Annotated in this window: 14 protein-coding genes; 6 read left to right on the plus strand and 8 right to left on the minus strand. The window is 42.4% G+C overall.

What is annotated here, in order from left to right; translation table 11 throughout:
* Positions 1–33 precede the first annotated feature (33 nt).
* The 4 genes from NSTC731_RS32370 to NSTC731_RS32385 form a co-directional block, all read right to left on the minus strand.
* Positions 34–1530: an NADH-quinone oxidoreductase subunit M gene (locus tag NSTC731_RS32370; RefSeq protein ID WP_445628527.1), complete on the minus strand. Its 1497-nt coding sequence runs from the start codon at positions 1528–1530 to the stop codon at positions 34–36.
* A 403-nt stretch (positions 1531–1933) separates the two neighbouring features.
* Positions 1934–2647 carry a carbonic anhydrase gene (locus tag NSTC731_RS32375; RefSeq protein ID WP_445628528.1) on the minus strand — a complete coding sequence of 238 codons (714 nt, stop codon included), beginning with the start codon at positions 2645–2647 and terminating at the stop codon, positions 1934–1936.
* Positions 2648–2698: 51 nt separating this feature from the next.
* Positions 2699–4576: an NAD(P)H-quinone oxidoreductase subunit F gene (locus tag NSTC731_RS32380; protein WP_445628529.1), complete on the minus strand. Its 1878-nt coding sequence runs from the start codon at positions 4574–4576 to the stop codon at positions 2699–2701.
* 369 nt (positions 4577–4945) lie between these two features.
* On the minus strand, positions 4946–5131 hold the full coding sequence (locus tag NSTC731_RS32385; RefSeq protein ID WP_322674485.1) for a hypothetical protein: 186 nt from the start codon (positions 5129–5131) through the stop codon (positions 4946–4948).
* A 787-nt stretch (positions 5132–5918) separates the two neighbouring features.
* Here NSTC731_RS32385 and NSTC731_RS32390 point away from each other — a divergent pair.
* From NSTC731_RS32390 to NSTC731_RS32400, 3 genes are all read left to right on the plus strand, one after another.
* On the plus strand, positions 5919–6143 hold the full coding sequence (locus tag NSTC731_RS32390; protein WP_445628530.1) for a hypothetical protein: 225 nt from the start codon (positions 5919–5921) through the stop codon (positions 6141–6143).
* 75 nt (positions 6144–6218) lie between these two features.
* Positions 6219–8285: a pentapeptide repeat-containing protein gene (locus NSTC731_RS32395; RefSeq protein ID WP_445628531.1), complete on the plus strand. Its 2067-nt coding sequence runs from the start codon at positions 6219–6221 to the stop codon at positions 8283–8285.
* Between the two features lie 169 nt (positions 8286–8454).
* Positions 8455–8988 (plus strand): hypothetical protein, encoded by a 534-nt coding sequence (locus NSTC731_RS32400; RefSeq protein WP_445628532.1) that lies wholly within the window; start codon positions 8455–8457, stop codon positions 8986–8988.
* Positions 8989–9018: 30 nt separating this feature from the next.
* Here the strand turns inward: NSTC731_RS32400 and NSTC731_RS32405 are convergent, their stop codons facing one another.
* Positions 9019–9150 (minus strand): hypothetical protein, encoded by a 132-nt coding sequence (locus NSTC731_RS32405; RefSeq protein ID WP_445628533.1) that lies wholly within the window; start codon positions 9148–9150, stop codon positions 9019–9021.
* Between the two features lie 17 nt (positions 9151–9167).
* On the opposite strand from NSTC731_RS32405, the gene NSTC731_RS32410 reads away from it, so the two are divergent.
* Complete coding sequence (locus NSTC731_RS32410) at positions 9168–9299, plus strand: hypothetical protein (protein WP_445632272.1); 132 nt, start codon at positions 9168–9170, stop codon at positions 9297–9299.
* 79 nt (positions 9300–9378) lie between these two features.
* Here the strand turns inward: NSTC731_RS32410 and vapC are convergent, their stop codons facing one another.
* Genes vapC through NSTC731_RS32425 form a run of 3 tightly spaced genes read right to left on the minus strand, consistent with a single transcriptional unit; the run spans position 9379 to position 10391 of the window.
* Complete coding sequence (vapC, locus tag NSTC731_RS32415) at positions 9379–9786, minus strand: type II toxin-antitoxin system tRNA(fMet)-specific endonuclease VapC (RefSeq protein WP_445628534.1); 408 nt, start codon at positions 9784–9786, stop codon at positions 9379–9381.
* Complete coding sequence (locus NSTC731_RS32420) at positions 9783–10016, minus strand: hypothetical protein (protein WP_445628535.1); 234 nt, start codon at positions 10014–10016, stop codon at positions 9783–9785. Before NSTC731_RS32420 ends, vapC begins: the two co-directional genes overlap by 4 nt.
* 60 nt (positions 10017–10076) lie before the next feature.
* Positions 10077–10391 (minus strand): hypothetical protein, encoded by a 315-nt coding sequence (locus NSTC731_RS32425; RefSeq protein WP_445628536.1) that lies wholly within the window; start codon positions 10389–10391, stop codon positions 10077–10079.
* A gap of 83 nt (positions 10392–10474) precedes the next feature.
* Between NSTC731_RS32425 and NSTC731_RS32430 the strand changes: the two genes are divergently transcribed.
* Together NSTC731_RS32430 and NSTC731_RS32435 are read left to right on the plus strand one after the other, a co-directional pair.
* Complete coding sequence (locus NSTC731_RS32430; RefSeq protein ID WP_445628537.1) at positions 10475–12022, plus strand: FAD-dependent oxidoreductase; 1548 nt, start codon at positions 10475–10477, stop codon at positions 12020–12022.
* A 23-nt stretch (positions 12023–12045) separates the two neighbouring features.
* A complete protein-coding gene (locus tag NSTC731_RS32435) occupies positions 12046–12750 on the plus strand; it encodes an actin-binding WH2 domain-containing protein (RefSeq protein WP_445628538.1) in 705 nt (234 codons plus the stop codon).
* The last annotated feature ends 22 nt before the right edge of the window (positions 12751–12772 follow it).

Consider the following 12772-nt stretch of genomic DNA (forward strand, 5'->3'; position numbering starts at 1 on the left):
ATCGCCGTCTCTACAAGTGTTTCGATGTATTTTTTATTTCAGGGCGACATCAGAGATTACGGTTTTTTCCAAGGGGGGAATTGCAGCCACCATTGTTGTAGTTGTGGATTCACTCCAACGCACTAACCAAGTGGGTTGTACTCCTAAAAAGATGATGAAAACTGCCAAAATTAAAGCGGGGATTTTTTCAGGCCACAGAACTTTGGGATAGTAAGCGAAGTTATCGAGTCTGCCAAAACAAGTGCGGTTGAGGAGGATGACAAAATAAACTGCGGTTAATCCACTAGCGACTACACACAAAATTGTCGGGATGGGAAAGATAGAGAAACTACCTTGAAAGACGAGAAATTCGGCAATAAATCCTGTTAAACCGGGAATACCTGCGCTAGCCATTCCGCTTAAAACTAATAAAGCGCTAATTAAGGGTATACCGCGTATAGGACTCATTAAACCGTTGAGTTTATCTAACTCGCGTGTACCGACTTTGGCTTCTACAACTCCTACCAAGTGGAAGAGAATCGCCAAAATAATACCGTGGCTGAACATTTGGGCGACTGCACCCACAAGTGCTAAGGGAGTACTAGCGGCACCAGCTAGCAAGATATAGCCCATGTGACCAACGGAACTGTATGCTACCATGCGCTTGATATCTTTTTGAGCGATCGCAATTACTGCCCCATAGATGGCGCTGATTGCTCCCCAAATTGCCAAGGTCGGTGCAATAATGCTCCAAGCATGGGGAAACATACCCAACCCAAATCGCAACAATCCATAAGTTCCCAGCTTTGCTAACACGCCACCGAGAAGAATGGCAATTGGTGCTGAAGCTTCAACGTAAGCATCGGGTAGCCAAGTATGGAAAGGAATTAAGGGAATTTTAATCCCAAAACCTAATACTATTCCTGCTAGTAAAAGGATTTGCTTTGCTGTTGAGAGGTTTTCTGTAGAGACTGCATCAAAAGCAAAATTGGTAGAACCACTAAGCCATACCATACCCAAGAATGTTGCCAGAATTAAGGCTCCCGAAACAGCAGTATAAATCAGGAATTTCATTCCAGCATAAGCCCGTTTTGCCCCTCCCCAAATGGAAATTAGCAAATAGAAGGGGATTAATTCTAGTTCGTAAAATAGGAAAAATAGCAACAAATTCTCTGCTAAAAAAGCACCTGCGACTCCTCCACTAACTAATAAAATCATGGAGTAGAATAGCCGGGGACGTTCAGTTTCTTGACTACTGCTGTAAATAGCAATCCAGGTGAGCAGGCTATTTAACACCAACATCAAGATAGAAAGCCCATCAACACCTATTTGATAGCTCAACCCAAGGGTTTCATTCCAAGGTAAATACTCTTTAAATTGCATTCCTGGATTGCTGATATCAAATTTTAGTAGGATAAACAGGTTCCAGAATAGAACTATTCCCGAAAATATTAATGCTATTAAACGAATGCGATGCTTCGGTATACTTCCAGGTAATATTGCTATGATAATAGCAACAAAAATCGGCAGCCAAATCAAGACACTTAACATGGGAATTTTGTCCTTTGTTCTTTGTCACTTGTACTGAGCAAAGTCGAAGTATTTGTCATTTGTCCTTTGTCCTTTGTCCTTTGTGACTCAATACGCTTCAGTTAAGAGAATAATAGATTGGATTGAGCGTATGCATTACCCAACAAAGTCTCGATAATGTTGGTTTACTTTTCTTCTTTGGAAACGCTACGCAAATAAGAAGCAAGCTAAGTTGTTCAATCCAACATACATCAGTATAATTTTCAAGCTTAACTGAACTGTATTGCTTTATGACTTAACTTTTAGCCAATGACTAATGACATAGACGCGCCAGCGGTGAAGTAGCGCGGTCTTGGGGGTTTCCCCCATGAGCGACTGCTGAACCCGAAGGGCTTCCCGCAGGGTAGGACAAAGGACAAAAAAGCTAACTTACTAAACTGATTCTTCCAGTATCTAAATCGTAATAACCACCGACTATTTTCAGTTTTTCTGCTTTGATTAACTCAGATAAAACTGTCGATGATTTCAATTTTTCAATTTGCGCCAAAATATTTGCTTTACAAGCATTTTCTAACTTATCTCCTGATTTATCTTTTGAGCTTTCTACACTTGGTTTTATAGCTTCAAGCAAACTTCCAATTCGCCCTGGTACTTGAGCACCTTTAATCGCCGCCTCTACTGCACCGCATCTTTCATGCCCCACGACCATAATGACTTTGGTACCTAACACTAAGCTACCAAATTCTAAACTACCAATTTGCTGTGTTGTGGCAATATTACCAGCTATCCGGCAGACAAATAAATCTCCAAGTCCTTGGTCAAAAACAATTTCTGAAGGTACTCGTGAATCTGCACAGCCTAGAATAGAAGCAAAGGGCTTTTGACCTTTGGCAATTTCGACTAAACGTGATTGAGTTTGGTTAGGATTGCGCCGTCTTGCTTTAACAAACCGATCGTTTCCATCTAATAACTCTTGCAGTGCCTTATCAGGTGTAAGATCGTCTGGTACTGATTTGGTTTCGGCTGCAAGTAAGTTGGAACCCAGTCCGGCTGTCAATACACCTGTACCGATCGCACCTGCACCAAACTTCAATAAACCTCTTCTAGAAACATTGATTTGGGGATATTGTCTGCTCATGAAATTCTCCTCACCATATTAAACTGCCGACTTTTAGTAGGATAGTAACTGCTATCCAATTGTCGAGATTTGAAAAACCAAATTTAAAAACTGCATTCCCCAAAATTGCCAAGTTACCCACATTCCTAAAAGACTCACTCCTAGAAGCACAGTAAATGCATAAAATTGGGTTTGTCCAGAGTTGCTGTATTTTAGACCTTCACCACCTAATAGCGAAAATAAACCAACGAAGTTAACGATGCCATCAACTACGAAGCGGTCAATCATATCGGCAAGTTGGGAAATTTTGGCAACGCTGAAAATAATCGTCATTCGATAGATATTGGGCGTATAAAAATCGTATGCGATTAAGTCTTGTAACCCTTTCCAAGGCAGACGAATCGGTTTGGGAATCTTGCTGAAATAAATCACACCAGTGATACTGCAACCGAAAATACTTGACCAATTTAAAAGTAGTGCGACATCTTTATTTAGGCTTGCCCAATCTGGTAAAAGTGATAAATTTTGCAAGATGAAAGGCAGATTGAGACTAAAGCCAAGTAGAATCATCATCGGCAGAACCATCGGCCAGTGAGCTTCAGGCGATCGCTCTGTCATTTGTGTAGCTTTCCCGCCAAAAACTAAAACGAATTCTCTGGTTAAACTCACAGCTGTCAAAGCATTTACCACGATGATGATTCCGACTAACCAAGGTTGAGTTTCCCATAACCCATCTGCTAATTCCATCAGTGCCCAAAAGCTACCCAGTGGTGGAAAACCAATTAACCCCAAACTGCCGACAATAAAAGCAATTCCAGACATTGGGCGACGTTTCCACAGTCCACCCATTTGGGTTACGTCTTGGGTGATGCTATTCCAGATAATTCCGCCGGTACTCATTACCAATAGTGCTGCGGATATGGCGTGGGTGAGAACTAATAATAGTGCTGCTTCGTCTTGTTGCACTCCCACGGCGATGAATATTAAACCCATGTATGCGCTGACAGAATAGGATTGGCAGCGTTTCATATCGATTTGAGCGATCGCAATTAAAGAAGCACCCAGGGCTGTCACCGCACCAATGGCAACCATCGCTGAGGAAGCTATGGGCGAGATGGTTAACACCGGTTGCAATTTAATCAGCACCCATGCACCACTAGCTACTACTACCGAGTTCCGCAAAATCGTACTGGGAACCGGGCCTTCCATCGCTTCATCTAGCCATAAATGCAGGGGAAATTGGGCACATTTACCCATCGGCCCAGCAATTAAAGCTAAACTTACCAGCGCCATAGTTGTCGGGTTGACGTTAGCAGTAGCCGCCCATTGGGCTAATTCTGTATAATTCCAAGTTCCAGCTAAAGGCCATAATGCCAACACGCCCATCAGCAAGAATAAGTCTCCCACCCGTTTGGTTAAAAACGCGTCTCTTGCACCGGAAACTACCAAAGGCTGGCTAAACCATAAGCCGACTAGTAAATAAGTTCCCAGCGTCAAGATTTCCAGAATTACATAGCTGAAGAACAAGTTATTACACAAAGCAAGGGCACATAATCCCGCTTCAAATAATCCCAACAACGAATAGAAACGTCCCCAACCCCAATCCATTTCCATGTAGCCGATCGCATAAATTTGCGCCAGCAAGTTCATGCCAGTAATTACAACCAAAGCACTGATACTGACTGAGGATATATCCAAAGCAATGGTTAAGTCTAAACCAGCCGTAGATAACCAAGGAATAAATACTTCTTGGGCTGGATAATTCCAAGTTGCTTGTAAGGCGATCGCACTATGTACAAACGCCAAAAATGTCATCACCAAGTTTACATAACCCGCCGGTCTTGGCCCTGTTTTCCGAATGATCCCTGGCGACCAAGGCACGGCTAACAAGCCACCTATTAAGGCATAGCACGGAACAAGCCAAACAGTCTCTAGTAGAAACTGAGCCATTAACTCACCTCTAAGATTTAGATCAAAAATTATGGGTTTTTAGTCAACTGGCGTTGATCCCAGTTAATTCAGCGATGATCTACGATGGACGACGCCTACGCAGAACATACAAATTTATGTTTATTTAATTTTGTTAAAAACAGCTTACCGTTATATCTGTCAAAAGGGAATTAGTTAATTAAATAAATTTAAGATAATAACTCTAATTATTTCTTATATAAGCAACTATTTCAACAAGGAAAAATAGGTATTTATTCTTATCTATGCATCGTATGAGGGATCAATCAATAGTTATCATTAGTTTTATCAATTTATATAAATGACAAGAGACGCAATCAATCGCGTCTCTACGAATCGACTAAATGTAATTTATATTTTGGTGATTTTGTCAACCTGCCAGTGAGAGATAGTAATGGCAGGTGGTGAGTCAACTTGGCTGATGGGGGCGGGTTTCATATCTCGGTAGTCTAGCAATTGGACTACGATGAGGTAGGCGATCGCTAAAATGACCGAAATCGCACCTGTAAGAATAGCAATTAATTTTGAACGTTCCATCAGTATTTCCTGTAATGCAAGTTATTGTGTAGTGCCTATATCCACATAATAAACTTGGCTATTGTTTCTGGGCGTGAGCGAACCGCAGTTTCGCAGATAAAATATTAACAACCTGAAAGCGACATTGAGCGATCGCCATGACAAGGAAACAAGCTATCTTTGACGCAATTGAACAACTGCCAGAGCAGCACCTAAGAGGATGTATAAGAAGTATTAAATATTTCGCTTGATCCCCCTAGCCCCCCTTAAAAAGGCTACCGTGTATACACAAGTCAAAAAAAGTTTGATTTTCCATTGTTCTTTCGTTTGTCTCGTTCTCATGCAGAGCATGAGAATGCTTCTCGTTGAGGCTCTGCCTCCAGTCAGATATTGAGTCAGAGACTCAATGAATGCATTCCCAGTCGAAGACTGGGAACGAGGAAAGTCTTATCAAGCTAGGTTTTTAGGACTTGTGTATACACCGTAGCGATATATTGGGGGGAAACAAGAAAATCTAGTTCCCTCCCCTTTCTAAGGTGAGCCACTGCGGTCTTGGGGTTTCCCCAAGTGGAGGAGGCAGTGCGGTCTTGGGGTCTCCCCAAGTGGAGCAACTGCCGTCAAGTGGCGTGAGGGTTAGGGTGGGGTAAAACCCAGATTTATCAGCTATTTCAAACTTGTGTGTACACCGTAGACTAGCGTTGGAGAGCAAAAATCAAAGCCTCTCTCCTTTTAGGAGAGAGGTTTGGAGAGAGGTCAAAATATTAAGTTGCACATCGCACTTTAATAAAAAAGTGCAATAAATGAGCCTTTGAAGCTCAATGTTGACCTTCTGAGGCTCGACGTTGACCTTCTGAGCCTCGACGTTGACCTTCTGAGGCTCAACGATGACCTTCTGAGGCTCAATGTTGACCTTCTGAGGCTCAATGTTGACCTTCTGAGCCTCGAAGTTGCACCTTTTATCCTCGAAATTGCACCTTTTATCCTCGAAATTGCACCTTTTATCCTCGAAGTTGCACCTTTGAAGCTCAACTAACAAATATATCTAACCATTCCTGAATTTACAGGGGTGAGGGTGTAGTAAAATTTGCTCACCTCTGTAAAGTGGAACATGGCTTTAGACTTCTCCGGTCAAAATCTCCGAGGACGCAACTTCAAAGGACAAGACCTTGCGGGTGTCAACTTTAGCTATGCCGACATCCGAGGGGCAAACTTCACCAACGCCAACCTGACAAGGGCAAACCTCAGCCACGCCAAAGCTGGACTGCAACGACGTTGGGCAATTGGTTTAGTTATTATCTCATTCTTATTGTCGGGACTGTCAGGATTTTTTTGGGCTATCAATGGTTACTTGGTGTCGCTGATATTTAACTCATCCAGTGATAATCAGATTGCAGGCTGGGTTGCTCTAATCACATTGATTGCCTTTTTCTTCATCACAATTCGCCAAGGAATAATAGCTGGTTTAGGAGCCGTCGCCTTCGCCTTCGCCGGAGCCTTTGCCGTGGTCTACGCCGGAGCCTTCGCCGGAGCCTTCACCGGAGCCGGAGCCGGAGCCGGAGCCTTCGCCGTCGCCGTCGCCGGAGCCGTCGCCTTCGCCTTCGCCGGAGCCTTCGCCGTCGCCTTCGCCTTCGCCGGAGCCTTCGCCGTCGCCTTCGCCTTCGCCGGAGCCTTCGCCGTCGCCGTCGCCTTCGCCGGAGCCGTCGCCGTCGCCGGAGCCTTCGACTTCGCCTTCGCCGGAGCCTTCGCCTTCGCCTTCGCCGTCGCCGGAGCCGGAACTTTATTTAGTATCTACATCAGCTGGCGAGCCATGAAAGGAGATCAAAAATACTCCTTAATTCGCAATTTTGCGATCGCCTTTGCTGCAACAGGAGGTACAAGTTTTCGTAACGCTAACTTAACCAATGCTGATTTCACCCAAGCCACACTCAAAAGTACAGATTTCCGAAACACTATTCTTATTTGTAGCCGTTGGCATCAAGCCAAAATGCTTGACCGTGTTCGTCCTGGTTTAACTTATCTTCAAAACCCACAAATACGCCAACTGCTGGTTACAGGAAAGGGACAGGGCAAAAACTTTGAGCGTCAAAACCTGCGGGGTATCAACTTACAATCAGCAAATTTAGCAGATGCCAGCTTTATTGGCGCCGATCTCAGTGAAGCCAACTTGCAAGATGCCAATTTGTCGAGAGCAAAACTAAAGCAAACCCAATTAGACGGCACAGATTTAACAGGTGCAACACTTACAGGCGCGTACATTGAAGATTGGGGCATTACAAATACAACTAAATTGCATGGGGTGAGGTGTGAATATATCTTCATGCGCTTACCCACCAAAGAAGACCCCGATCCCCTCCGCAAACCTGATAATAAACAAGAGGTATTTGCAGACGGGGATTTTGCCGACTTTATCAAACCAATTTTTGACACCCTCGACCTTTACCATAATCAAGGCGTTGACCCCCGCGCCGTTGCCATTGCTTTCAAAAACCTTGCCGAAAATCATCCCGAAGCTGAGTTAGAAATCGTGGCAATGGAGAAACGCGGCGATGATAAAATCTTGCTCAGAGCCAAAACCGCCGCAGGTAGCGATAAATCTCAACTGAGTGCAGAATATTTTGATGACTATAATCAACTCAAAGCTTTATCGCAGAGTCAGCAATTATTGCTGGTAGAAAAAGATAAGCGCATTATTAGTTTAGAAAATATGGTAGATACTGCTCTCAAGCAGCCAAAATTTTATACTCAAGGAGATACAAATATGTCAGATATCAGCGGCATCAGTATTCAAGGCAGCAGTAATGTTAGCGGTATCGCTGGCAATAATTCTATTGCTAATCTAGGAACCATTAGCGGTAACGTGAGTATTGCCCTCAATGAGTTACCTGATGCAACCGATGCCGAGAAACCAGGAATCAAAGAATTATTGTCGCAGTTGCAAGATGCAATTATACAATCCACATATTTGTCAGAAGAAGACAAAACCGAAGCGCTAGAACAGGTGAAAGCTTTAGCAGAAGCGGGTAAAAGTCCTCAAGAATCTACTAAGCAAAAGACGGCAAAAACTGCAATCACCATGTTGAAAGGAATATTTACCGGCTTACCTGCTGTTGCTTCTCTGGTGGAAGCGGGTAATAAATTATTGCCTGCGATTTCTAAACTGTTCGGTTTGGGATAATTTAACGTGAGTTTACAATTTAGCTCTCATTGGCAAGACACGCGACGCCGAGTAGCCCGTCGCAGACATCGCTTTTTTAATCAGGCGTTAACCAAAATTTACCAAAAATGTTTCTTGTTTCTGTATATGTTTCTAAGTAGGTTTCATAAATTCTTTACTACTGTTTCTCATGAAAATTCGTAAAACTTTGCTTGGATTAACAATTGGTGTACTTTCCACAGCGAGCATTTTGGATATCTGGAGCATTCAAAAAGTCAAGGCTGACTCTGTCGATACCAAGTCTGAACTGAAAGTTTGCAGCAAATTTGTCGCTGGTACATACCTCGTGACAATTAAAGATAAAACAGGAAAGTTTGCTTCACGCGCGCTGATCGCTCTTACTGAAGAAGGCAACTTGATTAGTAGTGACTCAAATCAAGGTGGTGTTACGGGTCAGTTTGATCCTTTTACCACATCTGTGGGTACTTGGGCGTGTAATGGAAAGAAGGCGATTATAGGTAGGGCACTCAACTTTAGTCTTTCAAACAAGGGCGGTAGCGGTATTGCAAGAAATGATTATAAAGCTACTTTTAATCCGATAACTCAAACAGTAGAAGGGACAATTGAGCTTCGTCTGTTTCCTCTACAAGGGAATCCACTACAAGGTAATGGACAAAATGGTGGGTCATTCTTCTTTACAGGTCAGCTTGTCACTGCTAAATAAGATGAGAAGTTAACTTAATATATAGCGTTATTAGTGCGATCGCTTGCCTATTTTCTTAGAGGATGGCGATCGCACTCTTGGCGCAGGTAAGGTGAATTGAGGGGGTAGAGGATGCGAGTTTTTTGAAGCTTTACTGATGCTGTTGGCAAAATATTTCTTCACATTTGAATTTTTCCAAAATGTCTTTAACTGAAGAAATTCTTTCCCAATTACCAGGCGATGTTTTAAAAGGATTGCGTCAAGGCGATCGCATCCTTACATCTGTGCGCGAAAACTCTGTACCCACACCACAGTTAGTTAAAGAAAATTAACAGTCTTTAGGTGTTCAAGAATAATTAATCAAAGATTGAAATTACCTATTGTGGTAAATTCAATTTCTTACAATGCTGGTCAACTCTTTTCCTCCCAATCTTCAATCTGCAACCCATTCACTCGACCAAATTCTTTTGTATTATGCGTAACCACTATCAAATTATTCGCCATTGCAATAGCTGCAATCTGCACATCATAAGGGCCAATCGGCGTACCACTAGCCGCTAACTCAGCCCGAATTCTCCCTGCTATCCTTGCGGCTTCTGGGTCTAAAGGTATAAGAATAAACTGACTAAAAAAACGTTGCAATATTTCTAAATTTCTCTCCTGTTGGGCACTACGGTAAGCACCATAGTAAAGTTCTAATTGGGTTATTGTAGAAACTAAAATATCTTCTGGTTGTTGGGATGCCAGTCGAGTTGTTACCGCAGGACTACTATTATTTATTAAGCGGATACAGACATTAGAATCGAGCAGATAAATCAAAATAGCGGCTCCCTAGTTTCGTATTCTCCCTGTTCTGCCCGTTCTAGCGGTTTTCCTACCCAACCACCAATTACCTCTTCAAAAAACCCAGGCATCCAGCCCCGTTGTTGTGGTGTAACTCTTTGAATTGTTACCGTAACTTCAATTTCTGTATCTGGCATTTCTACTGGGATATCTAAATGTAAAATACCATCTTTACCCACATGCAACCGGATTTTTATACTATCCATCGTATTTTTATCCTAATAAAAGCTTAGTAGCAATAAGTTGGTATCGACAAGATAAGTCACTTAAATATCTTCCGATTCCTCATCATCGTATATTCCTGCCCGACTTAAAGCATACTCTGATAGTAAGGGCGTATCTCTTTTATGGCTCTGTGCCCATTCCCGAAAAGCTGTTATCCACTCAAAAGCCGTTGCAGTTTTGTAAAATGGTTGCTCCTGTTTTAATTTCATCAACTGCTCAAGTAATGCATCTAAATGTGGCTTAACCACTTCAGTAGGGAGCTTAGTTACGTTTGCTAACACCTGCACAACGCCTTCTAACTCTTCTGTGTCAACCTCTAAGGGTAATGGTAGTATTTGATTATTATTGTTGACCACGCTTGTAGCTCTCCAAAAATAATATCGTATCTACTTTCTTCATTCTCAGGTAGTTTTGGAATGTAGAGTTAAATTTTTCCAAAATGTCTTTAACTGAAGAAATTCTTTCCCAATTACCCGGCGATGTTTTAAAAGGATTGCGCCAAGGCGATCGCATCTTAACATCTGTGCGTGAAAACTCCGCACCAGTACCAACGTTAGTTAAAGAAAGTCAACAGCCTTTAGGCGATAAAGACTTCGATGTGCTTATCTGCGGTGGCACTTTGGGCATTTTAATTGGTTGCGCCTTGGCGGTGAAGGGGTTGCGGGTGGCGTTGCTGGAACGGGGTATTTTGCGGGGGAGGGAACAAGAGTGGAATATTTCTCGCAAAGAATTAGATGTATTTGTGGAATTGAACTTGCTGACTGAGGAAGAATTAGTGAGTGCGATCGCCACTCAATATAACCCAGCGCGAGTTAGTTTTGCTGGCGGTACAGAAGTTTGGGTAGAGGATGTCTTGAATATCGGCGTAGATCCAGTTTATCTACTCGCTACCTTGAAAACCCGATTTCTCGCCGCCGGGGGAAAGTTGTTAGAAAACACACCCTTTAGCGAAGCCGTGGTTCATCCCGATGGGGTGATGGTAAATAACCAATTCAAAACTCGCTTATTAATCGACGCGATGGGACATTTTTCACCCATCAGCCAACAAGCACGCCAAGGCAAAAAACCAGATGCTTTATGCTTAGTTGTCGGAAGTTGCGCCCAAGGTTTTCCTGAAAATAACTCAGGCGATTTATTATTATCATTCACTGAGTTGCAAAATCAATGCCAATACTTCTGGGAAGCCTTTCCAGCCAGGGATGGCAGAACAACTTACTTGTTTACCTACATGGATGCAGATGCTCAACGCTTGAGTTTAGAAACTCTATTTGAGGAATATCTGCGTCTGTTACCAGAATATCAGGGAGTGGAATTAAGCAACCTGAAATTTCAACGGGCACTATTTGGCTTCTTTCCCACCTATCGCCAAAGTCCCTTAAAAACTCCTTGGAATCGCATTCTCCCAGCCGGAGATAGCAGTGGTAGTCAATCTCCCTTGAGTTTTGGAGGTTTTGGGGCAATGGTGCGTCACCTGAAGCGTTTAACTTATGGCATCAAGGAAGCGCTAGAAACAGAACAATTATCTGCAAAAGCGTTAACACTGCTGCAACCCTATCAGCCAAGTTTGACTGTTACCTGGTTGTTTCAAAGGGCGATGAGTGTTGGTGTAAATCAGAAAATTGCCCCAGATCAAATTAACCAATTACTCTCAGCAGTATTTCAAGAAATGCAACAATTGGGTACGCCAGTGTTAAAACCATTTTTACAAGATATAGTGCAATTTTCGGCATTAACGCAAACACTGTTAAAAACTGGTTTATATCATCCTCTATTAGTTGTCAAGATAATTCCACAAGTAGGTTTGGCAAGTTTGTTAGATTGGATGTTACATTACAGTAATTTAGGTGTATACACTGCCTTGCTTTCGCTAAGTCCAATGCTAGAAACATGGATTAAGAATCAACCGAACGAACAACAATATTATTGGCATCGTTTGGTTGATGCTTGGAAGTATGGTTCTGGCGGTGATTACTCAAATGAAACTTAGAATAATATCGGTGTGAGGATAACATGATTGAACGGAAATCTTCAGGAATAAAATACTTTGCAGTGCTGATTGGATTCCTGCGCGATCGCCAAGGTTTTCTAGAGGAAATTCGTCAAGGTACGAGATTACCAAATAAAATCATTTCGCTCTTGGTTTGCAGTTCTTTATTTATCGCTGCTTATGGCGGAATCATTGGTGCATATCATAGCTGGATGCAAGCTATATCTTCCGCCATTAAACTCCCAGCCCTTTATTTAATCACACTTTTGATTTGTATCCCGACGTTGTTCTTTGCCAACATTATTTTTGGTTCCAAACGGAGTTTTGCCCAGCATTTAGCATTAGTCTTAACTGCAGTTTCAGTCACCAGCGTACTTTTGTTTAGCTTTGCTCCAATCACACTCTTTTTCTTAATTACCACTAATAATTACCAATTTTTAATTTTGTTAAATGTCTTTATCTTTGCCATCACTGGATTTATTGGTGTTTCATCTTTATATCAAGCCACGAGTTTAGTTTTAGAACAAGATAATGAAGGTAGTAAGACACGCCAGAAAATTTTGCAATTTTGGCTATTTCTTTACGCATTCGTAGGCAGTCAGTTAGGATGGACTCTCAGACCGTTTTTTGGCACACCTGGTTCTGTCTTTGAACTATTCCGCGAAAGAGAAGGTAATTTCTATTTAAGCGTGATTAAATCTCTTAGCTATCTCTTTGGATTCCGTTAATTAGTCGTTAGCAATACCCCAA

Source organism: Nostoc sp. DSM 114167 (assembly GCF_052692655.1).